We start from the raw sequence: 24,545 nt of genomic DNA, 5'->3' as shown, positions 1-24,545 counted from the left end.
GATTAGAAATGGGGAGGAGAAGGAAGAAGGCGTTTGCCGGGTTCTTTAGTGGAACAGGGTTTGAAGGCCCTTGAAGTCGGCGTCGGGGGAGGTGACCTGGTAGGCCGGGACGGCGCTCAGATAGTCGCCGATGCGGCCATCCTTGCGGAACTCGCGGCCGAAACGGTCCTTGTCGACAAAGTCCGACAGCATCTCGATCAGTTGTCCCGACAGGTAGACCCCGCCGCGGGCACCCGTGGTCAGCACGAAGTCCGCCGAGGCCCGCGCCAGCCAGTCCAGGCACATGGTGATGGCGGCATTCGCGCGGACATGGCCGCCGTGGGCCATGCGGATGATGTCGTCGACAGACACAGGTGGGGACGAAGCGCCGTCGAGGTCGCTTAAGGCGCTGAAGGTGTCGACCAGGCCGCCGAGCGAGACGGCGCGCTCGATCGAGACATGGCCGTAGCGGGCCTTGAGGTATTTGAAGACGGCGAACTGTTCGTCGCTGGCTGCTGGAAGGTCCATGTGGCCGCCGGCGCCGGCAAAGGCCGTCCATTGATCGTCGGCGTCCTTCATGACGATGGCCAGGCCCAGGCCCGGACCGGTGCCGACCACGCAGCGGGTGGCGTCGATATATTCTGACAGGTAATCGCCGGGGCTTAGGGTGACATAGTCCCGCGGCGTCAGGTTCGGGATGGCCATGGCGCGGGCCACGGTCGGGTTGACGATGTGCAGACGCTTGACGTTGAAGACGCGGCGCAAGCGCTCGCGTTCGATGTCGTAGCCGTGGTTGGGCATATGCTGGATGCCGTCCTGCTCCCAACCCGGGGCGGAGATGGCGGCGGCGGTCAGGAAGGGGGCGCCGTTTTCGTCGAGGAAGTCGTTGACGGCGGTCTCAAACCCCGGCGCGTCGCCGGCGGCGAATTCGCCCGAGGTCAGGATACCGTCATGTTCGTTGACAAGGGCGAGGCGGGCGCTCCCCTTGATGGCCAGATTGCAAAGCAGAATAGCGTTCGACATATCTCAGGTCCGCTGTATCGCTCCCCCGGCGGCGGTAGCTGCGGGATAATACCAATTGAACGGTGAACAAGAGGATAATGTAATAGCGTCGTTATTTCACCGTTTCGATCAGTTTCAGCGAGTCGCGCAGGATGGCCTCCGAGGCCTGTTTGGCGGCGTCGGCGTCGCCGTTCTCGATGGCGACCAAGACGGCTTCGTGGGCGGCGATACTGGCGGTGTGGCCGGAAATCTGGTTGGTCAGCTGGATCGACAACTGCAGGGCGTTGTTGATCAGGGGCTTCAGCCGCCAGAAGAAGGGGTTGCCCGAGGCCTTCAGGATGGCAACGTGGAAGTCGATATCGGCCTGCAGGCCGGCTTCCGGGTCGCCAGTATTGGCGATCATGCCTTCCAGGCCGTCGCGGATCTGGGCAATGGCGGGCTTGTCCTGGACCTCGGCGGCCAGGGCGGCGGCCTGCGGCTCGATGGCCAGCCGCATCTGGGCGAATTCGCGGAAGATCTTGTTGGAGAAAGGACGTTCCATCAGCCAGCGCAGAACGTCGGGATCCAGCATATTCCAGTTGTCGACGGGCTCGATGCGCGTGCCCTGGCGCTGACGCGACGACAGCAGGCCCTTGGCCGACAGCATCTTGACGGCTTCGCGCATCACGGTGCGCGAGGCGCCGTACTGCTGGCACAGTTCCGCTTCGGTCGGGAAGGTCTTGCCGTCGTATTCCCCGGTAACGATCGATTGGCCCAGCGTCTTCAAAAGGCCGTAAGCCAGGCTGACGCCGTGTTCGGAACGCATTATAATCATCCATCCGGTTGCGCAGATTCGCACCCTTGAGAGCGAAACTGACAAAAAACCCGTCATAACACAAGTTGCGTCGATTGGACTTGCCGGATCGCCGGCAATTTTATATGACAAATTTCACACGTGATAAGAACTGCATATATGGAAAGTGTCGGTGAAAACCGCATCTTCCGCTAAAATGCGAACAGATAGGGAGCTTCGGGTGAGGCAGGCGACGGTCCAGCGGATTGGCAAGCAAATCGGCGGCGTGGTGTTAGCGCTATCTATGGTCCTGGCGGCGCCGATGACCCTGGCCGCAACGAAAAAGGCGGCGCCGGTGAAGCCCATCCCGGCACTGGTGCAGAAGGACGGCAAGTTCGCGCTGATGGTCGACGGTGCGCCGTTCCTGATCCTGGGCGGCCAGGCCAACAATTCCAGCAATTATCCGGCGGCGCTGAAAAACGTCTGGCCGGCGATCAAGGACCTGAACGCCAATACCCTGGTCATGCCGGTCGCGTGGGAGCAGGTCGAGCCGGTCGAGGGCCAGTTCGATTTCAGTTTCGTCGATGCTCTGATTTCCGAGGCGCGGCAGAACAAGGTCCGGTTGGTCATCCTGTGGTTCGGGACCTGGAAGAATACCGGCCCCAGCTATACGCCGTCGTGGGTCAAGGGCGACAATAAGCGCTTCCCGCGGCTGACGAACAAGGACGGTTCGCTGTCCTATTCGTTGTCGCCGCTGTATGAGACGACCCGCGATGCCGACAAGCGCGCCTATGTCAGGATGATGGAACACATCAAGGCGATCGACGGCAGCCAACGCACTGTCATCATGATCCAGCCGCAGAACGAGGTCGGGGTCTACGGCACGGCTCGGGACTATTCCGCCAAGGCCAATGCCTTGATGGCCCAGCCGGTGCCGCAGGCCCTGCTGACGCGGCTGAACAAGCAGCCGGCCGCTGGCCAGAATGACTGGAACTCGGTGTTTGGCAAGGATGCCGACGAATTCTTCCATGCCTGGTCGATCGCGTCCTATGTCGACACTATCGCCGCGGCCGGCAAGGCGGTCTACCCGCTCCCGACCTATATGAACGCCGCGCTGAAGGACCCACTCAATCCGGATTCGGTGCCGGGTTCCTATGCCTCCGGTGGGCCGACCTATAATGTCATCGAGGTCTATCAGGCCGCCGCGCCGAACATCGATTTCGTGGCGCCAGACCTCTATTCGCCGGGCTCGCAAAGCACAGAGGCGACGCTGAACTTCTATGCCCGTAAGGACAATCCGCTGTATGTCGCCGAAAGCGGCAACAAGCCGACCTATGCGCGGTTCATTTTCTCGACCCTGGGCCGCCAGGGTATCGGTTTCGATCCGTTCGGTTTCGACTATACCGGCTATGCCAACTATCCGCTGGGCACCACGAAACTCGGCGAGGAGATGGTCAAGCCGTTCGGCGCACTCTACGACCTGTTCCGCCCGCTGGAGCGGGTATGGCCGAAGCTGTCGTTCGAAAGCCAGGTGTGGGGCGTTTCCGAGCCCGACGATCATTCGGCGCAGACGCTGGATATGGGGCCGAACTGGAACGCCAAGGTGACCTATCGCCAGTGGCAGTTTGGCATGCCGGAATGGGATCCGGAAAACAAGAATGGCTATCCGGAAGGTTCCGAGGTGGCCAGCGGCGGCGTTGCTGTGGCGAAGCTGTCGGACAATGAATTCCTGGTCGCCGGCTACCATGCGCGGATTTCTTTTGGGGCCGGGGCAGCGAATGCTGCGAAGGGATTTATCCTCGACCGCGTTGAAGAAGGTCACTACGATGCGAAGGGTAACTGGGTGTTCGAGCGCGTGTGGAACGGGGACCAGACGGATTATGGTTTGAACTTCGCCCAGGCCAGGTTGTTTAAAGTGCGTTTGGCGACGTTTGAGAAGTAAGTAAGAATACCCCTCCGTCGCGGACCTCGCCTTCGGCCTTTGGCCTACGGCGGCCGCGCCACCTCCCCATCTTCGATAGGGAGGAGAAGAAAGACAAATCGCGGAGAGGTCTCGGGTGGCCGTCTGCAGAAAAACAGGGAGTTGAGATGATGAAAATGAAGGTTTTGGCATCGGTTTCGGCCTTGGCCATGATGGTATGTGCGGGCTCAGCCTTGGCAGGTACGTTCGAAAAGACCGCCACCGGCGTGATTGTTCGCCCCGACAGCGGCGCCGAAAAGCAGATCGTCCTGGACGTTATCCGTGACGACATCATTCATGTCGTCGGGCTGGACGATCCCAAGCGGACACAGATTCCGTCGCTGATGGCCGTGGCCAAGCCGGTGACCAGCGGTTTCACCCTCGAGGAAAAGGGCGGCAAGGTCGTGCTGAAGGCCGGCAAGGCGTCAGCCCAGGTCTCGCTGTCGGATGGCAACATCACCTTCTACAACGCCAAGGGCGAGGCCGTCCTCACTGAGGTTGGCAGCGCCATCACGCCGGTCACCATCGAGGGCCAACCCTTTGTCGCGACCTCAGCCCAATTTAACAAGGGCACAGGCGAGGCCTTCTACGGCCTGGGCCAGCACCAGAACGCCCAAATGAACCTGAACGGCGAAGACGTCGAACTGCGCCAGCACAATATGGATATCGGCATTCCGTTCGTCGTTTCCGACAAGAATTACGGCCTGCTGTGGGACAACAATTCGGTGACGCGCTTCGGCAACCCGGTCCGTTTCGGCCTGGCCAGTCGCGATCTGAAGCTGACGGCGCTGGACGGGACGTCCGGTGTGACGGCGAAGTACTATGTCGACGGCAAGCTGGTGCTGACCCGGGTCGAGCCCGACATCCGCTATCAGTTCCTGAAGGACGTGGCTGAGTTCTGGCCTACCGACGCGGCGCTCAGCAAGGAAGCGACCCAGGGCAAGAAGGTCAAGGTCGTCTGGGAGACCAGCGCGACCTCGGACAAGGCGGGCGTGCACAAGATGCGGCTGTTCTCGGCCGACTATGCCGTCATGAAGGTGGACGGCAAGACGCTGTTCGACCATGGCGTCTGGCGGATGGGTTGGAACGGCTGGTACAACAATTTCGAACAGAGCTTCGAGGCCGGCAAGCCGGTGAAGTTCGAGATCGAATGGGAACCGAACGGCGGCCTGATCTCGCTGCACCACTCGAACCCGGAAGCCGAGGCCGACAAGCACTCCTTGCGCTTCACCTCGGAAGCCGGTTCGGCGCTGAACTACTATTTCATCTCCTCTAACGACATCCAGGGCGCGATTGAAGGCTATCATCATGTCACCGGCGCGCCGCCGATGATGCCGAAATGGGCCTACGGCTTCTGGCAGTCGCGTCAGCGCTATGAAACCCAGGAGCAGCTTCTAGGCGTGCTGAAGACCTATCGCGACAACAAGTGGCCGATCGACAACATCGTCCAGGACTGGTTCTACTGGCCGGAAGACCAGTGGGGCAGCCATGCCTTCGACGCCAAGCGTTTCCCGGATCCGAAGGGCATGGTCGATCAGGTCCACGCCCAGAACGCCAACATCATGTTCTCGATCTGGGGCAAGTACTACGCCAACACCGACAACTACAAGGAGTTCGAGCGCAAGGGTTATATGTGGACTAAGAATGTCGAGAACGGCTCCAAGGACTGGGTCGGTCCGGGCTATCTGAACTCGCACTATTCGCCCTATAATCAGGAAGCGCGCGACATCTATTACCGCCAGTTGAAGGACACGCTGATCCCACTGGGCATCGACGCCTGGTGGATGGACAATACCGAGCCGGACGTGAATTCGAACCAGCGCCTGGAAGACTTTGCCGAACTGATTACCCCGACCCAGATGGGACCGGGCGCCGTGGTTCACAACGCCTATGCGCTGATGAACACCGTGGCCATGTACGACGGTTTGAAACGCGACCAACCGGACACGCGCCAGTTTATCCTGACCCGTTCGGGCTTTGCCGGCGTGCAGCGCAATGCCGCTGCCGTGTGGTCGGGGGACACGGTTGGCACCTGGGACAATCTCTACGACCAGATCTCGGCCGGTGTGCAAACGGGCTTCTCGGGCGTGCCGAACTGGACGCACGACATCGGTGGTTATGCCCAGGAGACGCGTTTCCAGGGCACGGATGTCGGCGGTCTGCAGGAAAACCGCAATGCCGGGGGCACCGGTACGGCCGAAGACCTGAAGGAATGGCGTGAGCTGAACCAGCGTTGGTGGCAGTTCGGGACCTTCTCGCCGCTGATGCGTTCGCACGGCGAAGGCGTCAAACGCGAGATTCATGAAATCTCGCCTGCGGGCTCGCCGATGCGCGCCAATATGGTGTGGTTCCTGGAACTGCGCTATCGCCTGATGCCGTACCTCTATTCGGCAGCGGCCGACAGCCACTACGAAGCCGCCCCGATCATGCGCGGCTTTGCGCTCGATTTCCCAAGCGATGCCAAGGGGAAAAACATCAACGACGCCTATATGTTTGGCAAGTCGATCCTGGTCGCGCCGATCACCAAGTTCAAGGCGACCTCGCGCAGCGTCTACCTGCCGGCGGGGGCTGCGTGGTACAACTTTTATACGGGGGAAAAGGTCGAGGGCGGCCAGACCCGCGACGTCGCCGCGCCGCTGGACCAGATCCCGCTGTTCGTGCGGGCCGGCGCCATCGTACCGATGGGCCCGGTGATTCAATACGTCAGCGAAAAGCCCGACGCCCCGGTGACCTTCACCATCTACACCGGCGCTAACGGGACTTATAGCCTGTACGAAGACGATGGCGTGTCCAACGCCTACGTCAAGGGCGCCTATTCGCGCATTCCGGTCACCTACAACGACAAGACCGGCGAAGTGACCATCGGCGACCGCACCGGCAGCTATAAGGGCATGCTGGACAAGCGGACCTTCCGGGTGCGTTTTATCACGCCGGGTGTGTCGACGTCGGGGACCCTGGACAGCCAGGCGGTCGAGGTCGCCTATTCGGGTAAGGCTGTGAAGGTAAAGAAGTAGGTTTTATCGCTCGGAGTCAGCCAGAACCGCACGCGTCAAAGGACGCGTGCGGTTTTTTTATCCTCCCCCGGCCTCGCCGGCAGGCAAAGCTGTGGCGGATTAGGAGGCTGGCCCTTACAGCGTCAGCAGGCGTTCGGCGTAGCGGCGGCCGAAGGTGCGTTGGGCGGCGGCGTCGAAATGGACCGGATCGCCTGGCTTGCATGTCAGGCCCGCGCTCGACACCCAGCCGGCATGCGGCAGGTGTTTGTCGATGTTGTGGATGTAGTTCAGGAATAACCGCAACTGCTCCGGATCGAGTTTCTGCAGCGCTTCGCCTTCGCGGGCGAGGTATTGCGGCGTCAGTTCGCCGACGACAATCGGTGCGTCGGCCGCGCCGGTGATCTCAGTGCGCAGGGCCTGCATCAGTTCGACATGCGCCGTCGCATAGCCCGCCATGGCACCTATGCTGATGTCGCTTTCACCTTGGTGCCACAGGATACCGCCGAAGGTCACCGGTCCGGTGGCCCTGGCGGCTTTGATTGCCGCATTGGCTCGGGTGACGGCACCACGAAAGAGGTCGCCGCCCACCGTCGGATCGGCCGTTTTGAGCCAGCGTTGACCGTATTTGGGCACCTTTACGAAGAATCCCGTGCCGCCCCAGGCCGCACCGACCAGCAATACGCGGCCGCCTTTCGCCGCCCGCCAGGCCTTGGCGAAGGACAGGCCCGGGCCGATGGCGGTCGGTTTGACGCCGCGCTCCGGATGCGGGATCGGATCGGTCGCGGGAATGATGCCGGCGTCAGGATCCCACATGAAGATGTCGGGTGAGGGGAGGCCGTCAGCATCCATTGGCTGGGGGATGACGCCGCGGCCGGCCATGTTCGACTGGCCGGCCAGCAGGAAGACGTGCCAGGGTGTTTTGGCGGTGGGGGCACAGCCTGGGAGGCTCAGGGCAAGGGCAGCCGTCAGGGCGCTGCGTCGGTCGATCATCGGAGAGGCCCTGTGGTTCGGGTTTCACCACGACCATAGGGCAAATCTGTCCGAGCGACCAAATCATTTGCGCCGGGGACTGTGCGGCGGGTCAGCCTGGGCTTGGCAGGGCGGCATTGACGAGATTTCCCATCAAGGTGTTCACAGCCCCCGATACACGCGTCTTGTAAAGCTCGGGGGCATCCAGGTGAGCGGCAATGTTGATGTGTTGAGCCCCGCCGAGAAGAAATCCTGTCATGCGCTGACCAGAGGTTTCGCCGGCATCCGTCAACGTGAACAGGTCTGAACCCATGAAGATCGGATTGCCAACGGCGATGACGACGTCGCCGTCCTTTGGCGGTGCCATGTGAGTCGCTGGGATCTGACGGACGCTCTCGCCCTTGCGATTGGTACTTGTGGGCAGCCGGAACGACAGCCGTGATTGTTCCTCGCGAATTCGCACATGACTTGACGCATCGGCCGTATGCTCCGCCCGGTCAAGCGTGCCGCCGCCGCCGCCAAAGCCCCAGCGGTTGGCGCCGGCCTCGACCTTGCCGAAATCGACCACCTGCCACGCCTTGACCACAGCCGCATCCAGCGCCTTGGCCAGGTCGATTTCCCAGCCCGGAAGCTGATAGGGTTTCAGGCGCTTCATCATGGTCGGCGGATTCGGAGCGCCGCCGGTGCTTTTGCCGTTGTACAGTTCAAAATTGCCAGTTTCAGGCCCGTAGCTCTGAAAGGGGGCGAGGCCGGTTGCCGAGACCAGTACGGCCTTGCCGTCGCCGTTACCCCAGTAGGCCGGACTGCCAAAGCCCGTTGCTGTCTGGATCTTCTGGTAAAAGGGCTGGGAGGCCAGGACGGAGGTCTCCAGGACCTCGATGCCGTGGGCGACAAAATCCGCTTTCAACTGAGCGTAGCCGGCGTCGGTGATCTCCTGCATGAGGTCGACGTCGAAATTATCCCAGCTGTTTGTGGCCTTGGTTTCCGCCTTGTTGAACCGGGTGGCTTCGCGAAAGTCGCTGGTCTCGGTCTGGAAGGCGATGACATAGTTGGCAATGACGATGCGCTTGATGCCGGCGAGCGCCGCCGCACTGGCATTGGTGAACATGATGTCGCTGTTGGGGGCAGTAACTGGCTTGTCCTTTTTGCCAAAAGCCAGGGCCGGCTGGCTTGCGAGGCCGGTGAGCAGCCCGGCGGCGCCGGCGGAAAGCAGGAGGTTGCGGCGTGATGGGAGTGGCATGGACATGGCGGCATTCGCTTTCGTTATGAATACCGGCCAAGTGTGACGACCTTGGCGTTCGGCGTCGTCACCTGTTCGGGGGAGGCGCCGGATTATTTATGGCCGCGTCAGACCCATCCGCTGGGCGCGTATCGCCGCTTCGGCGCGCGTCGTGATACCGAGTTTGGAATAGATCGACTTGATATGGCTGGCGACCGTACTTTCAGCCAGGCCCAGGGCGTGGGCGGCGTCGGCATTGCGCAGGCCTTTGGAGATCAGGCCCAGGACGTCGAGCTCGCGCGTCGTCAGAGTGGCTTCCGGCTGATGGGCGACGGCGGTCGAACGGAAATGATCGACGATGCGGCGGGCGATGGACGGCGACAGGGCGGGAATGCCTTGCCCCAGTTGCTCAAGCTGGCGGACGAACAGGTCTGGCGGCGAATCCTTCAGCAAATAGCCCTGGGCGCCGGCCGACAGCGCCGCGATGATTGAGGCATCATCCCCCATGACGGTGGCGACGACCACCAGGGTGCTGGGTTGATGCTCGCGAAAGGCTGAGATGACGTTCGTACCAGAGCCGTCGGGCAGGCCAAGATCGACGATGGCGAGATCGCAGGCGGCGCCCTTTGCTGCGTGGACGCCACTGCGCATATCGGGAGCCTCGCGGACTTCGCAGCCGGCAAAAGCCGACCTGACGACGGCGCCCAGCCATTGGCGCGTCTCGGCGATATCTTCAACGATCAGAATCGTTTTCATGACGGTAAGGCCTCCTGGCCGAAGGGGATGCGTGCGGCGAGGCGCGTTCCGGCGCCTTCGCTGGTCAGTGAAAAAGCGCCGCCAAGGCTTTCGGCCCGTGACTTCATATTGTCGAGGCCATGACCTAGCTGGACCGTATCGAGGTTGAAGCCGCGACCGTCGTCTTCGACCAGCAGCGAGACGCCGGATTCGTCGAGATGGAAGGTCACGGTCATGGTTTGGGCGTTGGCATGTTTGATGGTGTTGCTGGTCGCCTCGCGCACAAGGGAGCGCAGGGCGTGGATGCTGGCGGGCTTGAGCGATCGTTCGGAAGGGGCGTCGACCCGCCAGGCGAGTGAGATGCCATGGGGGCTTAGGCGGTCGGCGGTTTCCGCGCGCATGTCGGCAAGAATCAGGCTCAGCGGCAGGTCAACGCTTTGGGCGTTGTTGATGACATCGCGCAGGTCGGCCAGCGTGTCGCGGATCATCGCGTCCTTGCGCTCGGCCGCGCCCGAGTGCAGCGCCCGCAGAAGTTGGGCGCCGATATTGTCGTGAATGTCGCGGGCGATGCGGGTGCGTTCCTCGCTGACGCCGCGGTCATAGGCGCCGCGGCTTTCTTCGGCGTGATGCATGAGGGCCAGGATCTGTTCTGCCACAGCCAGGTCGCGCGGGCTGAACAGGGATCTGCCGTCGTGAGGATAACGCAGAAGGAGGGACGGCGCGCCGGCCGCAGCGGGTAGGTGCAGTTCCAGGCCTTCACCCTGCAGTTTGGGGGTGTCGACACTGGTGGGCGCCGAAACCAGCTCCAGCGGGCGATAAAGGTCCTGTACAAGCTGCCGCCAGCCTTCAGCGCGTTGCGGGCCGCTGGGCTGCAACGATGTGGCGATGACGGAACGGAAGATTACGGCTTCATCGATGGCCCGGCGCTGGGTCAGGCGATGCCAGGCATAGGCGCGCAAAGGCAGGTAAAGGAAGGCCACGGCAAACAGCGATAAGCCGAATGCCACGCCGGGTGTTAGCGACAAGGCGCCGATGAAGACCGCGTCTATCGCCAGCGTCGCCAGAGCCATGGTGGCGTTAAACATTAGTTGGAACGCCCAGCCGCCCAGTTCGAACAGGCGGTATCGCACCAGACCTACCGCCAGGCCGGCGTAGATTAGAAGAAAAGCGGCAAAGGCGTAGTGCGGTGGTACGATCGCGTCGTGCCCGAGGGTGATGGGAACGGAAACCAGGGCGATAAAGGTCCCTGCGCCCAGCACAACGGACGCAGCAAGCCACACAGCGATCGCACGTTGACGGGGCTCGTTTCGCGTGAATGCGATCTGCCAAAGGGCGATGAGGATGATGCCCACCATCTCCGCCAGGGTGATGGGTTGGACCGAAGCCAGATCGCGAAACGGCCCGAAGGTCCGAACCAGCGTCCAGACCCCAAAGACCGTGACACAGGCGACGATTCCCCATCGCCAGCCCGGCAGACGGCTGGGATAGATGAGAAACAGGCAGATCATGACGATGCCGAAGCCCGATGCCGCCAGCACGTTGACGCTCTGGAGCGCCAGCATGAGAGAGTCCGGTAAGGGCGCGGCCATAAAGCCACGGGTGGCAGAGAAGGTGAACAGCAGGGTCAGGACACCGCTGGCTGCGAATAGGCGGGTGGCCGGATTTTCCGGTTTGAGCGCCCAGATCCAGGTCGAAATCGCGTAGGCACCAAAGCCTGTTCCCAGCGACACCCACAGCGCCGGGTTAATGCTGAACAGGCGCCAACTGAGGAGGTTCAAGGTCGGCCCCGTCGCCGGTTGCAACGCCCAGCCAACAGCGATCGCCAGGGCGGTGAGCCCCAGGGTCATCAGGGTCGTGAGCCGACCGGCGGGTGTGTTGAACAGGTTTATACGCATTGCCTGATCCGTCGAGTGGGTGAGAAAGGCCATCTCAAATGTTCATGCCCTCAAAGGTCCGTATACCCCGGAACCGGGGAGGCGGTCATGTCTTTGTCGAAAACCGGCGTGTGGATCACCTGTTCAGGGGAGGCGGGCCGGCCCTGTTGCCGATATCGTCCGTTGTGTCCGGACCTCGTTGCCCGGAATCATGATCACCGAGGTAAACCATGACACCGTTCAACCTTAGACCCCGAAGCTTTATGGTTGCCCTCCTGGTGCTGTCGAGCGCCGCATGTCCCGTTTTGGCTGAGGACTACAGTGCGAAGGTCGACCAGGCGGTCAATGCCTATAATGAGGGCATTAACGCCGAGGAAAACGGCAGGTACGCAGACGCCTGCGCCAGTTACAGATACGCCGCAGATCGCTTTGAAAGCGCCATTTATGCGTTGGTTGGACAACCCATGTATACCGAAGAGCAGCGTGAAGGCATCAAGGCCTACGCCAATCATCTGCAGGAAAATGTCGATAGCGCGAAGCAAAATGCCCGCGAGGTATGTGGCAAGTCATGACCTTCAGGGATCGCCTTCGCAGTACGGCATGTATCGGCCTTTTGGCCTTCGGTTTTTGCGCTATGTCACAGGACGGAGCGCAGGCGCAGGCTGCCTTGGTGCCGGATAGCTGGACGATTGTGCCCGCCGGTCCGGATGCCAGGGTTGTGCAGGCTATGCGCACCGTACCGTTGCAGGGCGGTGGGGAACTGGCCCTGCGCCTCAGTTGTGACTTCCGGCCCAGTTCCGATCCCGTCATGAATGGGTACTGGCTGAGACTGGAAGGCAGGTTCAAGGGCGCTGACGGTAGCCAACTTGGCATTGATGACGGGGCCATACGCGATGGCCAGGCGATGTTCGTTGTCGTTCGCTCTACCGGCGAGGAAGGCCGTATGGGGGCCGAAGCGGCCACACCGGACCAGTTCACCTACGACAACAACCAGACCAACGAACTGAACCAGGACAACAACGACCCCGCCAAGGTCGAGATCGCCAACAGCATCGACATTTCCTTGAACGATGGCCGCATTATATCGGTGCGGATGCAAAAGGACGACATGGGATACACCGGGTTGCTATCGCAATGTGCGACGCTGGGGCCGAAATAGGCGTGGTTCGCGATAAAGTATGATCGATGATGGTCGAGCGCAAGATGGTGGGCGGCCATCCGGTGATCGAGATCGCCGATCCGTTGATGACGAAGCTGGAGGTGATGCCGGTCAATACCTATGCCGGTTGGTACGGCGATAACGGCCTGGATACCCTGCCGGGGTTGCAGTGGAACGTGCCGGTCGATAAGCCCTTGATCTTCTCGGAGTTCGGCGCCGATGCTCTCGCCGGGTATTTTGACCCGGCGGCAACGCACAAGTTTTCGGAGGACTATCAGACGCAGTATTCTCGCAAGACGCTGGAGATGGCAGGTCAGATCCCCAATCTGCGCCGCATGTCGTCTTGGATTCTGAAGGACATCCGGTCACCACGGCGGGAGCATCCGGTGTTCAAGAATGGCTGGAACCGCAAGGGCCTCCTGTCAGAGACGGGGGAGCGCAAACAGGCGTTCGAGGTGCTGGCGAAGCATTACGAAGACAAATCCAATTGATCGACAGGGCGCCGCCTTGTTTTCCTGTGAAGAATTGCCATACTTATGATTGGGCCGCGCGTCCAGTCCCGGCGGTCCGACGTACAAGAGTCTCAACCTCATAACCAAGGTCGACCATGTCCGCTGATGCTGCCGCTCCCATGTCTCCCGAAGCCGAACTGAAAGCCTTACCGTTTCACCTGCGTAAGGGGGTGGAGATACTGCGCAAGGTCTTTCATTATGGCACGTTGGAGGTGGTCCTGCCGTCCGGCGCGCATATGGTGATCCAAGGCAAGGCACCTGGCCCGACCGGCGTGCTTCTGGTCAGTGATTTCAACTTCATGAAGCGGGTCATGGAGACGGGGGATATCGGATTTTGCGACGGCTATCGTGACGGTGAATGGGATACGCCCGATCTGGCGACCCTGCTGGAGGTGCTGTCTCTGAACAGCTACCATCTGGGGCAGTTGTTTACCGGCAATCCGATCATGCAGACCATCAACAACCTCCTGCATGCCTTCAACAAGAACACCAAGGATGGCAGCAAGCGGAATATCTTCGCCCATTATGACCTGGGCAACAGCTTCTACGACCAGTGGCTGGATGACTCCATGACCTATTCGTCAGCACTGTTCAGCGAGGACAGGTTCAAGGATCACAAGGATCTGGGCGCGGCCCAGACGGCCAAGTACGCCAAGCTGGCCAGCCTGGTCGACCTGAAGCCCGGCCAGCACGTGCTGGAAATCGGCTGCGGCTGGGGCGGGTTCGCGCAATATGCCGCCGAGGTCATCGGTGCGCGGGTGACCGGTTTGACAATTTCGCCAGCCCAGCGCGACTATGCCATCGAAAGGATGGAGCGGCTGGGGCTGTCCGACAAGGTCGATATCCAGCTCAAGGACTACCGCGACGTTGAGGGGCAATATGATGCGGTGGTCTCGATCGAGATGTTCGAGGCCGTCGGCGAGGCCTATTGGAAGACCTATTTCAACAAGCTGCACGACGTGTTGAAGACGGGCGGCAAGGCCGGGCTTCAGGTTATCACCATTGCCGACGAGATCTTCGAGGACTACCGCACGCGGGCTGATTTTATCCAGAAGTATGTTTTCCCGGGCGGGATGTTGCCTTCGGCGCAGAAGCTGGTCGAGCAGACGCGGGCGGCCGGGTTGAAGATGTTATCCGATTTCCAGTTTGGCCATGATTATGCCGAGACGCTGAAGCAGTGGGGCGTCAGGTTCGAAGACGCCTGGAAGGAAGGGCGGATCAAGGGGTTCGATAACTCGTTCCGCAAGTTGTGGCTGTTCTATCTGGCCTATTGCGAGGCGGGTTTCCGGACCCAGCGGACCAATGTCGTGCATCTGGAACTGCAAAAGGCGGATTGATTCGACATCTCCAAGACGATTGGCGGTGAGGCTTCCCCATTTGCAGCCACCGCTTCCTGGGTGGTTGTGGATAGACGGCGCGCTTGCCTGAGCGTGGGGCAGGTGATAGCCAGACTGCATGAACGAGGTTGAGCATGTGGCTGGATGACGCCCCCCGGGTGGCCGTATATGAGGGCGTCGACCGCCAGCGCTTTGAGACGGAGATCCAGCCGCGGCAAAGGCCGGCCCTGTTGCGCGGCCTTATCGGTAGCTGGCCTGCCGTCGCCGCGGCTGGTCGCTCGCCTCAGGCGCTGTGTGACTATTTCATCGCGCGCTCCACGGCGCACAAGGTGATGCTGCAGACGGCACGACCGGATCTGGCCGGGCGGTTCTCGTTTACCGACGACCTGCGTACCGTCAATCATCAGCAGCGTCATTTGTCGTTCGGCGAGATCGCGCCGCTGATCCTGCGTGACAGCGCTGATGACGGTGCGCCGACCCAGTACGCCGGCGGCATCCCCGTCGACCTGGTCATGCCGAAGGTACTGGCCGAAAACCGGCTGGATCTGCTCGACATCCAGCGTGTCAGCCAGGTTTCGCTGTGGATCGGCAATCGGACGCGGACAGCGGCGCATTGGGACCTGCCGCAGAATCTGGCCTGCGTCATTGCTGGGCGCCGTCGGTTCACGCTGTTTCCCATCGATCAGATCGGCAACCTGTACATCACGCCGCTGGACATGACGATCGCCGGTCAGCCGACCAGCCTGGTCGATTTCTTCGACCCCGATTTCGAGCGTTTCCCGCGCTTCCGTAACGCTATGGCGGCGGCCGAGGTCGCCGACATGGTGCCCGGCGATGTGCTGTACATGCCCAGCCTGTGGTTCCACCACGTCGAATCGCTGGACAGTTTCGGGGCCATGATTAATTTCTGGTGGCGCGACGCGGCCCCTTATATGACGACGCCGCTGCTGACACTGTTCCACAGCCTGCTGACCCTGCGCGACATGCCGCTGGAGGAGCGCCTGCGCTGGCGCACCCTGTTCGACCACTATATTTTCCGACCGGACGGCGAGGCGCCACTGGACCACATACCGCCGGCTGCGCACGGCCTGTTTTCGCCCATGACGCCGCGTAACGAACAGCACCTGAAGGCGTGGCTGTTGCAGCATCTGGGGCGCGGAACGCCATAAAGGGCTTGTGTCCGCTGTTAAGGAACGTTACCAACGGGCGCTCTTTTCTTACCACAGGCGAATCCGTGAGGGTTGGCTGATTGGGGACCCGGTGCGCGACACTGTAACCACGACTGAAGGCCCTGCCCAGGCAGAGCCGGCTATGGGCGCTATCACGCTGTGCCGTCACGGCGAGCCGGCGCTGTCGCGGCGGCATACCATGGACTGGCGTGGCTACAAGGACTGGTGGGCCAGGTACGAAGAGGGGGGGCTGCTGGAAGGCCAGACACCGCCGAACTGCCTGGAAGCCTACGCCCGCGACGCCCGCTACATCTATTCGTCGACCCTGCGCCGTGCCCAGGAAACCGCCGTGGCGGTCTGTGGCGGCCGGGCTTTCGAACCCATGGACATGCTGGTCGAGGCCCCCTTGCCGCCGCCGAAGCTGCCGACTTGGATCAAATTGTCGCCGAAATCCTGGGGTTGGGGCACCGTATCGCGCCTGTGGTGGTGGTATTCCGACCGCCACGACGCCCTGGAAACCCGCGCCATGGCCGAGAAACGCGCCAAGGACGCCGCCGATTTCCTGGTCGCAAAGGCCCGCGAAGGCGGTGATGTTCTGGTGCTGGCACACGGCTATTTCAACCTGATGATCAGCCTTGAATTGAAGAAAATGGGCTTTATAAAGACGGTGGAGCAGGGGTTCAAATACTGGGGGTGCCGCCGCTACGAGCTGAAAAGGGACCGTAAATGACTGAGACGCCTGAGATTTCGTTCGAAGAGGCCCTGAAGCAGCTCGAGAAGATCGTGAGTGAACTGGAATCGGGCCAGGCGCCGCTGGAAAAGTCATTGGACCTTTACAAAAAGGGTGCTGAACTGAAGGCTCTGTGCGAAGCGCGCCTGGAAGCCGCCCGCCTGCAGGTCGAGAAAATTTCCCTGAACAAGGCCGGCGTCCCCGAAGGCGTGGTCCCAGCCAGTTTTGAATAGCCACTTTTGAAAAGGATGTGTCCGTGACTCCGGTCGCCGCCAATACCGACCTGCCGCCGCTGCTGCAACGCATGGCGGAGACGGCCGACCTGGTTACGGTGGTGCTGGACCAACTTCTGCCGCGCGGCGATGGGCCGGAATGCCGCCTGACCGAGGCCATGCGCTATGCGGCGCTGGGGCCCGGCAAGCGGTTGCGGCCGTTCTTCGCGCTGGAGACGGCGCGTCTGTTCGATGCCGACGAAAATGCCGTGTTGCGGGCCGCCTGCGCTTTGGAATGCATCCATGCCTACAGCCTGGTCCATGACGACCTGCCGTGCATGGACGACGACGATATCCGAAGGGGGCGGCTGACGGTTCACCGCGCCTATGATGAGGCCACGGCCGTTTTGGTTGGCGACGCCTTGCAGAGCGTGGCTTTCGAGATCTTGGCTTCCGAAGACACTCATGACGATCCACTGGTGCGCTGCGAGCTGGTTCGGATGCTGGCCCAGGCGTCCGGCGCGCAGGGCATGGCCGGCGGCCAAATGATTGACCTGATCGGGGTCCACGACGATCTGGGCGGGGTGGCGCGGATGCAGCGGCTGAAGACCGGCGCGCTGATCGTCTATGCCTTTCAGATCCCGCTGGTCGTCGCCGATGTCGGCGAGCGCGAAGGCATGGTGATGACCCATTTTGCCCAGGACCTGGGGCTGGCCTACCAGATTGCCGACGATGTCCTGGATATCGAAGGCGATCCCGAGGAGATGGGCAAGGCCGCGTCGGGTAAGGACGCCGCCAAGGGCAAGACGAATTTCGTCACCCTGCTGGGGCTGGACGAGGCAAAAAGCCGCGTTAAAATATTGTCTGAACAGGCCAAGTCCCGTCTTGATATTTTTGGCGGAAAGGCGCGATACTTGCGTGAAAGTGTTGACTTTGTTTTGAACCGGCGCAATTGAACGCCGTTCGTTGCGTGTGAAACGGTTGCCCGATTTGCCTCCTGAAACCCCTGTTCTCGACAGTTTCCAAACGCCGCAGGATATTCGGCGTTTAAGCCCCACCCAGGTCAAGGCGCTGGCCGACGAGGTGCGCGCGGAGACGATCGATGTCGTGTCGAAGACCGGCGGCCATCTGGGGTCGGCTCTGGGCGTGGTCGAGCTGACGGTGGCCCTTCACCATACCTTCGAAACGCCGCGCGACATCCTGATCTGGGACGTCGGGCATCAGTGCTATCCGCACAAGATCCTGACCGGCCGGCGCGATCGTATTCGCAGTCTGCGCCAGGGCGGTGGGCTTTCGGGTTTCACCAAGCGGTCGGAAAGCCCGTACGATCCGTTCGGAGCCGCCCATGCGGCGACGTCGATTTCGGCGGCTTTGGGCTTCTGTGCGGCGCGCGACCAGAAGGGCGAGGATCACAAGGTCATCGCCGTGATCGGCGACGGCTCGATGTCGGCGGGCATGGCCTATGAGGCGATGAACAATGCCGCCGAGACGACTCGCAATCTGACCGTCATCCTCAACGACAACGACATGTCGATCGCCCCTCCGGTCGGCGGGATGAGCGCCTATCTGGCCAACCTGGTTTCCGGCGGCGCCTATCAGGCGGTGCGGCGGTGGGGCAAGAGTGTGGCCGAGCGGCTGCCGCGGTCGATCTTCGAGCTGGTGCGCAAGTCAGAGGAGTTCTCGCGGACCTATGTCACCGGCGGGACCTTCTTTGAAGAGCTGGGCTTCTACTATGTCGGCCCGATCGATGGCCACAATATGGAGCATCTGTGCCAGGTGCTGCGCCGGGTGCGCGAGATACGCGACCGCCCGGTGCTGGTCCATGTCGTGACGCAGAAGGGCAAGGGCTACGAGCCCGCCGAAAACGCCGCCGACAAATATCATGGCGTCGCCAAATTCGACGTCATCACCGGCGAACAATCGAAGCCGAAGTCCAACGCGCCCAGCTATACCGAGGTGTTTGCTTCGGAACTGATCAAGCAGGCGCGCCGGGATGACCGCATCGTCGCCATCACCGCTGCCATGCCGTCGGGCACGGGGCTGGACCGGTTTGCCGAGGTCTTCCCGACTCGGTGCTATGATGTGGGGATCGCCGAACAGCATGCCGTGACCTTTGCTGCGGGCCTGGCGGCGGAGGGCATGAAGCCATTTTGCGCTATCTATTCGACCTTCCTGCAACGCGGCTATGATCAGGTGGCGCACGATGTGTCGCTGCAGAACCTGCCGGTGCGTTTTGCGATCGATCGGGCCGGTTTGGTCGGGGCCGATGGCGCCACCCATGCAGGGGCGTTCGATATCGGCTATCTCGGCGCCTTGCCGCAGATGATGATCATGGCGGCGTCGGATGAGGCCGAACTGGCGGCGATGATCGCCACCGCGACGGCTTACGATGACGGGCCCAGCGCCTTCCGGTATCCACGCGGCGACGGTGTCGGGGTAACGATCCCGGACGTGGCGCAACCCTTGGCCATCGGCAAGGGCAGGATCGTTCGCGAAGGTTCCAAAGTCGCCATCCTGTCGCTGGGCGCGCGGTTGCAGGAGGCTTTGAAAGCGGCTGACATGCTGGCGGCGCGGGGGCTGTCGACGACGGTGGCCGATGCCCGGTTTGCCAAGCCGCTGGACAAGGATCTGATCCTGCAACTGGCCAGGCACCATGAGTGCCTGATTACGGTTGAAGAGGGCTCGGTCGGTGGTTTCGGCGGATTTGTGCTGCATTACCTGGCGGGTGAGGGCGCGCTGGACAACGCTCTTAAGATACGTACCCTGACCCTGCCGGATGTCTATCAGGATCAGGACAGCCAGACGAACCAGTATGCCGAGGCCGGGCTGGATGCGGCGGGCATTGTGCTGACCGCGGTCCGGGCACTGGGGCTGGAGGATGTCCTGGCCGCCAAGCTGGTCAAGGGGTGATCCAAAAATTGGGTTGTGCGGAATTGGCGCGGGATGTATGTAATACAATGTATTACTTGGAGTCGTCCCGATGTCCGTGAAAACCCAGATTAAACGAACCGGAAATGGCCGGGCCTTTCCGGTTCCTGCCGCCTTCTTCAAGGCGCACCGGCTTGACCGCTATTCAAGCTTCAATATGGACTTCCGTGATGGCGTGATTGTTATCGAACCCGTTGCAGAACTTGCTTCAGAAGATGAAGAGACCACAATTTCCTGGCTCCTCGAAGGATTTGGCCCTGACAATGTCGACCACGAGCTGGTTAAGTCCGACCGCCAGGGGCAGGAAGATCTATGAGGGGGCCAGGTCGCAACGAATCCTTTGTTCCGGATGAAGGTGACGTTGTCGAGATGGACTTTGGCCCGGTTCAGGGCCATGAACAGGACGGAGTCCGGCCGGCAATCGTCCTTTCCCCAAAGGCGCTAAACGGCAGTGGCATCGGCATATTCGTGCCGATGACGACGCGGGTGTCAGGGGCGCGCACCGAATTACCGATTCTATCATTCAACCCCGAACGCAAGGGCGTTGCGCTGATCACCCAATTGACGTGTCTGGATTGGCGGGCTCGGAAGGCTGAGTTTCGTGGGCGCTTGAGCCGGGATGAGTTGCTAAAGGTCCGTTATTACGCGCGCCTGATGCTCGGTGCCCTGCCCGCCGGTTACAGACCCCCTCGATATAGAAACGGCGCCCTCCGATGGAGAGCGCCGTTTTAGGTTCAGGGGCGATCCGGCTCTAGTAATCGCCGCCGATGATCAGGCCAGCGATCAGCCCCGTGGCGACAGCCGCCAAGACGTAATTGTCGTCCACACGGCGCCATTCATAGCCACGCGGCGGGGCGTAGAGGTGACGGTGGCCGCGGTAGTCGACATACCGGCCGCGATGCCAGTCATTGTAGCCGACATAGCCGCCGCGGCGCCAGTCGGAACGGTCGCGCCAGCCGTTGTGGTAGCCACGATTGTAGTTGCGGCGGTCGTCGCGGTATTCGCGGCGGCGCTCGTAGCGATTGTGACGGCGGTCGCCGCGGTCCCAGCGATCTCCGCGGTCATGACGATCGCCTCGGTCGTAGCGGTCACCTCGGTCGTAGCGGTCACCACGGTCATGGCGGCCGTGGCCCTGGGCCATCGCGGCATCGCTCAGGACGAAGGTCCCAGCGAGCACGGTGGCCAAGGTAGCAGCAATAAAGCGTTTCATGGCGATTTCCTCAAAAGTCTGTTGCAGTCGCCCCGTAGGCTCAAATGTATCAAGGCTGACATGAACCCGACATGAATAGTACGGTCAGGTTTGACAGGCGGGGGACGGTTGTGTGGGTGAATAAGCAAGGAAGCAGCAAGGACGGTTGCTGGCTCCGAATCTTGAGGCCTTCTGAACGTGGCGCGTAGCGGCATTTACGGTAGGTGAGTCCACAGATTACACAGATTTATAGGGATTAAGACTCTGAAATCCCTTCTAATCTGCGAAATCTGCAGACTCACTTTGACCCGCATGCCGCTGCGCGGCGGGCTCAGAAAGTGTCCGAAGTGATCTGAAAAAATAGGTCCCCCGATGCAACGCCGAATACGTCATCGCGGACCTCTACCAGCGCCGCCAAGTCCTGAGCCAGAGCGCGGGTCAGGCGGGCTTCCAGGCCGCGGCGGACCTCGACATAAGGCATAAAGCCGTCGTTACCTTTGGCAAAGCGCAGTGGATGGTCAGGGCCGGCGGTGACCAAGTCGTCGACATTGGTGCGGAAGGTCAGGGTGCCGTCGACCTGCGCCATCTCAACGGCAAGGAACGGGACATCCTCGACCGTGATCCCCAGCTTCTCGACCGGCGTGACCAGGAAAAAGCCATCGTCGTCGCGGCGCAAGACTCGCGAGAACAGCCGCACCATGGCCGGGCGGGTGATGGGCGTGCCGTTGTAGAACCATGTCCCGTCGCGGGCGATGCGCATGTCGATGTGGCCGCAGAAGGGCGGATTCCAGGTCTCGACGGGCAGCGGCTTCTCACCATGCTTGTCGGGGGGGAGGTCGCGCAGGAAGGCCGGCAGATCCTGCATCACGCGGCCCGGAAGGCGATGGGGAGGGCCTCAAAGCCGCGTACCGACAGGCCGCGGCGGCGGACCGACTCGCCGGCGGGGGCAATGTCCTTAAGGCGGCGCAGCAGGGTCGAAAAGACGATGTCCAGTTCCATCCGCGCCAGGTGGTTGCCCAGGCAAACGTGCGGGCCGCTGGCGAAGGCGATATGGCGGTTTGGCGCGCGCCCGGCGTCAAAGCAGTCCGCGTGGGCAAAGACAGCTTCGTCGCGGTTGGCGCAGCCGTAGAGCAGGCCAAGCTTGGTGCCTTTGCGGATATGCCAGCCGTTCAGATCGAAGTCGGCGGCGGCAAAGCGGTGGAAGAAGGGCAGGGGCGCGTCGTAGCGGAACATCTCCTGGACGGCCGTGGTCATCAGGGACGGCCCGGCGCTCAGGCGTTGCTGTTCGTCCGGATGCGCGAAGAGGGCCGCCAGGCCGTTGCCGAGGATGTCGATGGTCGAACCGTGGCCGGCCATCAGAATCAGCATGCAGGTCGAGATATAGGCGTCCTCGGTGAGGTCGCCGGCGTCGTAGCGGGCGATCAGACGCGAGATCAGGTCATCCTGGGGCCGGCGGCGGCGTTCGTCCGACAGTCGCAGGAGATAGTCGTAGAATTCGGTGGTGGTCTTTTCCGCCAGGGCCTTGCGGGCATCGCTGCGGTCGATGTCGAAATACTGCACGATGTCGTCGGACCATTGCCGCAGCGGAGCGCAGTCTTCCTCCGGGACGCCGAGGAAGGCACCAATCACCGGGCCGGGGACCCTGGCGGCGAAGTCCTCGATAAAGTCCATTGCGCCGGCGTCGATGACGGTGTCGATCAGGCGGTCGACATGGACCTGGGTCTGAGCGTGCAGCCTTTGCAGCGACGGTGTGCGAAATTCGTTGAAGATCATTCGGCGCAGGCGCTGATGGACCTCGCCGTCGGCGTTGAGCAGGGAGAATTGCACGAAGCGGCTGTGGTGCGGCATGTTGTGCCAGTTGTCGCGGACCTGTTGGGCGGCGATCTCGTCCGGCGTCATCACCGCTTCGGGTGAGCGGACACAGGCCGGATGGACGGCGGCCGCGGCGACATCTTCGTAGCGCGACAGCAGCCAGATGTCATAGCCGGCGAAGTACCACGGGGCGCCGTGGTCGCGTAGCCGGGCATAGGTGGGATAGGGATCGTCGGCGAAGGCATCGGACAGTGGTTCAAAGCCCGGGTCCGGTTGCGATTCCGGCAGCGGAGTCATGCGACGTCCAGGTTTCTTGCTGGTTCAGGCTGGCTGTCGTCGGCCCGGCTCAGGCGCAGCAGTTCCAGCCAGTTCTGCGCCATGTCGCGGGTGGCGGAGCGTACCTCGACGACGACGCTGGCCAGCAGGTCAAAGCCGAGCGGCAGAGCGTCATAGCGGCGATAGACGACCCGGGTGCGGGCGGCAATCAGGCGTTTGGCATAGGCTTCGGCCTGGGGCGCCAGCGGGTCCAGGCCGGCGGCGGCGATCAGGGTGCGCGGTTGACCGATGATCAGCTTCTCGTGGGCCGGCGACACGCGCGGATCGGCCAGGTCAGCACCGGCACCGGCGCCAGCGTAGTGCGACACCATCTGGTCGATATCTTCCGCAGCGATGGGCCACAGGCCGTCGGTCGAGGTCTTCATCGGCCCATCCGCCAGGTCGAGCAGGGGCGTCACCAGCAGTTGCGCCACCGGCAGGGGTTTGAAGTCGCGTTTGAGGTCCAGGCACAGCCGGGCTGCCAGGTTGGCGCCCAGCGTTACGCCGCCAATGGCGACCTCACCGCTACGCGAGCCCAGGCGGACGGCATTGACCTGAGCCCAGTCCCACGCCAGGCGAGCGTCGTCACAGGCGGCCGGGAAGCGGTGGCTGGGCGCCAGGCGGTAGTCGGGCAGGAAGACGGGACAACGCGCTTCGTGGGAAAAAAGGGCGCAGAAGGCTTTGGACAGGTCGGGGCCGCCGATGACGCCGCCGCCCTGATGGAAGAAGACCAGCAGGGGCGCATCCGGTGCGATGACTGCTGGCTTGATGACGATACCGCCGATGCCGCCGGGGGCGTCGCCCGATGCCGGTTCGATTTTGACCTTGATACCGCGGGGCAGGCCCAGCAGGTTGGCCGCCTGCTGCCATTCCTCGCGCGCCGTTTCCAGGCTCTTGCCGGCCAGACTGAAGGTGACGTTCTGCTTGGCCGAGGTAAACCAGGTCCGCCACAGGAACTGAATTTGAGCGTCCAGGGTGCGGCCGCCGACATAGACGACGCCGCCGCCCGAGAAGAAGCGCAGCACGGCACTGGGCAGGGACAGGATCTGGCGTAACAGCCACAGACGCAGGAAAGGGGATGTCATCTTCAGTTTCTAGCACCTTTTCTGAGTTGTTCAGCGGAATTTTGGCCTTCAAACTGGCAAAAGTGGGACATTTTGGCCAGAATCCACCGGAAAATGCCGTCAGATTCGCCCAAAACGATGTGTTTTCGTTTGACGGTCCCGAAAACTGCTGTCTTACTTGGGTTACAATCCGTTACTCTGGCTGCCTATGCTACCGGGATTACAGGGTCTTGTGCCCTTTGGTCTCAACCGCCTGCTACCGAGACGATTGTACGTGACATTATCTCAACGTCACGCCTCGATAACAGCTCGGACCAAAGGAGAGCACACATGGCCGAAGGTACCGTTAAGTGGTTCAACAGCACAAAGGGTTTTGGCTTCATTCAACCGTCTTCGGGCGGCAATGACGTCTTCGTTCACATCTCGGCCGTTCAGCGCGCCGGCCTGCAAGGCCTGGCCGACGGTCAGAAGGTGTCGTACGAGCTTCAGAATGAGCGCGGCAAGACGGCAGCGGTCGATATCAAGCTGCTGTAAAAATCCTGTTTGCAAAAGCGTGAGGCTGGTCTGCAAAGTGCCGTTTTCTGCGCTTCCGGTGCTCACGTACTTGAGTGTTAG

The 24,545-nt window shown here is 61.8% G+C and carries 24 protein-coding genes; 14 read left to right on the top strand and 10 right to left on the bottom strand.

What is annotated here, in order from left to right:
* Positions 1 to 45 precede the first annotated feature (45 nt).
* Positions 46 to 1,002 carry a glucokinase gene (locus ABI_RS22730; protein WP_040310000.1) on the bottom strand — a complete coding sequence of 319 codons (957 nt, stop codon included), beginning with the start codon at positions 1,000 to 1,002 and terminating at the stop codon, positions 46 to 48.
* 91 nt (positions 1,003 to 1,093) lie between these two features.
* Entirely contained in the window at positions 1,094 to 1,786 is a 693-nt protein-coding gene (locus ABI_RS22725; protein WP_006275422.1) for a FadR/GntR family transcriptional regulator, read from the bottom strand.
* Between the two features lie 208 nt (positions 1,787 to 1,994).
* On the opposite strand from ABI_RS22725, the gene ABI_RS22720 reads away from it, so the two are divergent.
* Positions 1,995 to 3,695: a DUF5597 domain-containing protein gene (locus ABI_RS22720; protein WP_245531430.1), complete on the top strand. Its 1,701-nt coding sequence runs from the start codon at positions 1,995 to 1,997 to the stop codon at positions 3,693 to 3,695.
* A gap of 149 nt (positions 3,696 to 3,844) precedes the next feature.
* Entirely contained in the window at positions 3,845 to 6,727 is a 2,883-nt protein-coding gene (locus tag ABI_RS22715; RefSeq protein WP_050808418.1) for a glycoside hydrolase family 31 protein, read from the top strand.
* 114 nt (positions 6,728 to 6,841) lie between these two features.
* Here ABI_RS22715 and ABI_RS22710 read toward each other — a convergent pair whose 3' ends face one another.
* From ABI_RS22710 to ABI_RS22695, 4 genes are all read right to left on the bottom strand, one after another.
* Positions 6,842 to 7,696, bottom strand: coding sequence for a sialate O-acetylesterase (locus ABI_RS22710; protein WP_006275420.1), 855 nt, complete (start codon positions 7,694 to 7,696; stop codon positions 6,842 to 6,844).
* A 91-nt stretch (positions 7,697 to 7,787) separates the two neighbouring features.
* Entirely contained in the window at positions 7,788 to 8,921 is a 1,134-nt protein-coding gene (locus tag ABI_RS22705; protein WP_040309998.1) for a hypothetical protein, read from the bottom strand.
* A 90-nt stretch (positions 8,922 to 9,011) separates the two neighbouring features.
* Positions 9,012 to 9,650, bottom strand: a complete 639-nt coding sequence (locus tag ABI_RS22700) for a response regulator (protein WP_006275418.1) — start codon at positions 9,648 to 9,650, stop codon at positions 9,012 to 9,014.
* Positions 9,647 to 11,524, bottom strand: coding sequence for a sensor histidine kinase (locus ABI_RS22695; RefSeq protein WP_169313767.1), 1,878 nt, complete (start codon positions 11,522 to 11,524; stop codon positions 9,647 to 9,649). Before ABI_RS22695 ends, ABI_RS22700 begins: the two co-directional genes overlap by 4 nt.
* Positions 11,525 to 11,733: 209 nt before the next feature.
* On the opposite strand from ABI_RS22695, the gene ABI_RS22690 reads away from it, so the two are divergent.
* The 11 genes from ABI_RS22690 (at position 11,734) to ABI_RS22640 (ending at position 20,282) form a co-directional block, all read left to right on the top strand.
* On the top strand, positions 11,734 to 12,075 hold the full coding sequence (locus ABI_RS22690; protein ID WP_157139086.1) for a hypothetical protein: 342 nt from the start codon (positions 11,734 to 11,736) through the stop codon (positions 12,073 to 12,075).
* A 62-nt stretch (positions 12,076 to 12,137) separates the two neighbouring features.
* Entirely contained in the window at positions 12,138 to 12,662 is a 525-nt protein-coding gene (locus tag ABI_RS22685; protein ID WP_040309997.1) for a hypothetical protein, read from the top strand.
* A 29-nt stretch (positions 12,663 to 12,691) separates the two neighbouring features.
* On the top strand, positions 12,692 to 13,153 hold the full coding sequence (locus tag ABI_RS22680; RefSeq protein ID WP_157139085.1) for a hypothetical protein: 462 nt from the start codon (positions 12,692 to 12,694) through the stop codon (positions 13,151 to 13,153).
* Positions 13,154 to 13,269: 116 nt separating this feature from the next.
* A complete protein-coding gene (locus ABI_RS22675) occupies positions 13,270 to 14,511 on the top strand; it encodes an SAM-dependent methyltransferase (RefSeq protein ID WP_245531429.1) in 1,242 nt (413 codons plus the stop codon).
* Positions 14,512 to 14,645: 134 nt separating this feature from the next.
* The gene (locus ABI_RS22670; RefSeq protein WP_085930214.1) at positions 14,646 to 15,680 is read left to right on the top strand and encodes a cupin-like domain-containing protein; all 1,035 of its coding nucleotides are present in this window, start codon (positions 14,646 to 14,648) and stop codon (positions 15,678 to 15,680) included.
* Between the two features lie 142 nt (positions 15,681 to 15,822).
* Positions 15,823 to 16,410, top strand: a complete 588-nt coding sequence (locus ABI_RS22665) for a histidine phosphatase family protein (RefSeq protein ID WP_006275411.1) — start codon at positions 15,823 to 15,825, stop codon at positions 16,408 to 16,410.
* Positions 16,407 to 16,643 carry an exodeoxyribonuclease VII small subunit gene (locus tag ABI_RS22660; protein WP_006275410.1) on the top strand — a complete coding sequence of 79 codons (237 nt, stop codon included), beginning with the start codon at positions 16,407 to 16,409 and terminating at the stop codon, positions 16,641 to 16,643. Before ABI_RS22665 ends, ABI_RS22660 begins: the two co-directional genes overlap by 4 nt.
* Before the next feature lie 23 nt (positions 16,644 to 16,666).
* Entirely contained in the window at positions 16,667 to 17,578 is a 912-nt protein-coding gene (locus tag ABI_RS22655; RefSeq protein WP_006275409.1) for a polyprenyl synthetase family protein, read from the top strand.
* Positions 17,579 to 17,612: 34 nt separating this feature from the next.
* Positions 17,613 to 19,532 (top strand): 1-deoxy-D-xylulose-5-phosphate synthase, encoded by a 1,920-nt coding sequence (gene dxs / locus ABI_RS22650; RefSeq protein ID WP_006275408.1) that lies wholly within the window; start codon positions 17,613 to 17,615, stop codon positions 19,530 to 19,532.
* Positions 19,533 to 19,602: 70 nt separating this feature from the next.
* Entirely contained in the window at positions 19,603 to 19,866 is a 264-nt protein-coding gene (locus tag ABI_RS22645) for an AbrB/MazE/SpoVT family DNA-binding domain-containing protein (protein WP_006275407.1), read from the top strand.
* Complete coding sequence (locus tag ABI_RS22640; RefSeq protein WP_050808404.1) at positions 19,863 to 20,282, top strand: type II toxin-antitoxin system PemK/MazF family toxin; 420 nt, start codon at positions 19,863 to 19,865, stop codon at positions 20,280 to 20,282. Before ABI_RS22645 ends, ABI_RS22640 begins: the two co-directional genes overlap by 4 nt.
* Before the next feature lie 19 nt (positions 20,283 to 20,301).
* Here ABI_RS22640 and ABI_RS22635 read toward each other — a convergent pair whose 3' ends face one another.
* The 4 genes from ABI_RS22635 to ABI_RS22620 form a co-directional block, all read right to left on the bottom strand.
* Positions 20,302 to 20,760, bottom strand: a complete 459-nt coding sequence (locus ABI_RS22635; protein ID WP_006275406.1) for an RcnB family protein — start codon at positions 20,758 to 20,760, stop codon at positions 20,302 to 20,304.
* A 310-nt stretch (positions 20,761 to 21,070) separates the two neighbouring features.
* Positions 21,071 to 21,604 (bottom strand): DUF1285 domain-containing protein, encoded by a 534-nt coding sequence (locus tag ABI_RS22630; RefSeq protein ID WP_006275405.1) that lies wholly within the window; start codon positions 21,602 to 21,604, stop codon positions 21,071 to 21,073.
* Complete coding sequence (locus tag ABI_RS22625; RefSeq protein ID WP_006275404.1) at positions 21,604 to 22,848, bottom strand: cytochrome P450; 1,245 nt, start codon at positions 22,846 to 22,848, stop codon at positions 21,604 to 21,606. Before ABI_RS22625 ends, ABI_RS22630 begins: the two co-directional genes overlap by 1 nt.
* Positions 22,845 to 23,951, bottom strand: a complete 1,107-nt coding sequence (locus tag ABI_RS22620) for an alpha/beta hydrolase (RefSeq protein ID WP_006275403.1) — start codon at positions 23,949 to 23,951, stop codon at positions 22,845 to 22,847. The genes ABI_RS22625 and ABI_RS22620 overlap by 4 nt, the downstream gene beginning before the upstream one ends.
* A gap of 309 nt (positions 23,952 to 24,260) precedes the next feature.
* Here ABI_RS22620 and ABI_RS22615 point away from each other — a divergent pair, with 309 nt between their 5' ends.
* On the top strand, positions 24,261 to 24,464 hold the full coding sequence (locus ABI_RS22615; RefSeq protein WP_006275402.1) for a cold-shock protein: 204 nt from the start codon (positions 24,261 to 24,263) through the stop codon (positions 24,462 to 24,464).
* Positions 24,465 to 24,545: the final 81 nt, after the last annotated feature.

Origin of the sequence: Asticcacaulis biprosthecium C19 (assembly GCF_000204015.1) — a bacterium.
Classification (GTDB): Bacteria; Pseudomonadota; Alphaproteobacteria; order Caulobacterales; family Caulobacteraceae; genus Asticcacaulis; species Asticcacaulis biprosthecius.
This window is presented reverse-complemented; position numbering and strand designations above follow the sequence as displayed.

Bases quoted from the DNA above. Each gene is read 5' to 3' on its own strand.
- ABI_RS22620 (WP_006275403.1), bottom strand. From the start codon at position 23,951: ATGACATCCCCTTTCCTGCGTCTGTGGCTGTTACGCCAGATCCTGTCC.
- ABI_RS22630 (WP_006275405.1), bottom strand. From the start codon at position 21,604: ATGCAGGATCTGCCGGCCTTCCTGCGCGACCTCCCCCCCGACAAGCAT.
- ABI_RS22730 (WP_040310000.1), bottom strand. From the start codon at position 1,002: ATGTCGAACGCTATTCTGCTTTGCAATCTGGCCATCAAGGGGAGCGCC.
- ABI_RS22615 (WP_006275402.1), top strand. From the start codon at position 24,261: ATGGCCGAAGGTACCGTTAAGTGGTTCAACAGCACAAAGGGTTTTGGC.
- ABI_RS22645 (WP_006275407.1), top strand. From the start codon at position 19,603: ATGTCCGTGAAAACCCAGATTAAACGAACCGGAAATGGCCGGGCCTTT.
- ABI_RS22700 (WP_006275418.1), bottom strand. From the start codon at position 9,650: ATGAAAACGATTCTGATCGTTGAAGATATCGCCGAGACGCGCCAATGG.
- ABI_RS22710 (WP_006275420.1), bottom strand. From the start codon at position 7,696: ATGATCGACCGACGCAGCGCCCTGACGGCTGCCCTTGCCCTGAGCCTC.
- ABI_RS22640 (WP_050808404.1), top strand. From the start codon at position 19,863: ATGAGGGGGCCAGGTCGCAACGAATCCTTTGTTCCGGATGAAGGTGAC.
- ABI_RS22625 (WP_006275404.1), bottom strand. From the start codon at position 22,848: ATGACTCCGCTGCCGGAATCGCAACCGGACCCGGGCTTTGAACCACTG.
- ABI_RS22705 (WP_040309998.1), bottom strand. From the start codon at position 8,921: ATGTCCATGCCACTCCCATCACGCCGCAACCTCCTGCTTTCCGCCGGC.
- ABI_RS22665 (WP_006275411.1), top strand. From the start codon at position 15,823: ATGGGCGCTATCACGCTGTGCCGTCACGGCGAGCCGGCGCTGTCGCGG.
- ABI_RS22660 (WP_006275410.1), top strand. From the start codon at position 16,407: ATGACTGAGACGCCTGAGATTTCGTTCGAAGAGGCCCTGAAGCAGCTC.
- ABI_RS22680 (WP_157139085.1), top strand. From the start codon at position 12,692: ATGGTCGAGCGCAAGATGGTGGGCGGCCATCCGGTGATCGAGATCGCC.
- ABI_RS22725 (WP_006275422.1), bottom strand. From the start codon at position 1,786: ATGCGTTCCGAACACGGCGTCAGCCTGGCTTACGGCCTTTTGAAGACG.
- ABI_RS22690 (WP_157139086.1), top strand. From the start codon at position 11,734: ATGACACCGTTCAACCTTAGACCCCGAAGCTTTATGGTTGCCCTCCTG.
- ABI_RS22635 (WP_006275406.1), bottom strand. From the start codon at position 20,760: ATGAAACGCTTTATTGCTGCTACCTTGGCCACCGTGCTCGCTGGGACC.
- ABI_RS22685 (WP_040309997.1), top strand. From the start codon at position 12,138: ATGTCACAGGACGGAGCGCAGGCGCAGGCTGCCTTGGTGCCGGATAGC.
- ABI_RS22695 (WP_169313767.1), bottom strand. From the start codon at position 11,524: ATGCGTATAAACCTGTTCAACACACCCGCCGGTCGGCTCACGACCCTG.
- ABI_RS22715 (WP_050808418.1), top strand. From the start codon at position 3,845: ATGAAAATGAAGGTTTTGGCATCGGTTTCGGCCTTGGCCATGATGGTA.
- ABI_RS22675 (WP_245531429.1), top strand. From the start codon at position 13,270: ATGTCCGCTGATGCTGCCGCTCCCATGTCTCCCGAAGCCGAACTGAAA.
- ABI_RS22670 (WP_085930214.1), top strand. From the start codon at position 14,646: ATGTGGCTGGATGACGCCCCCCGGGTGGCCGTATATGAGGGCGTCGAC.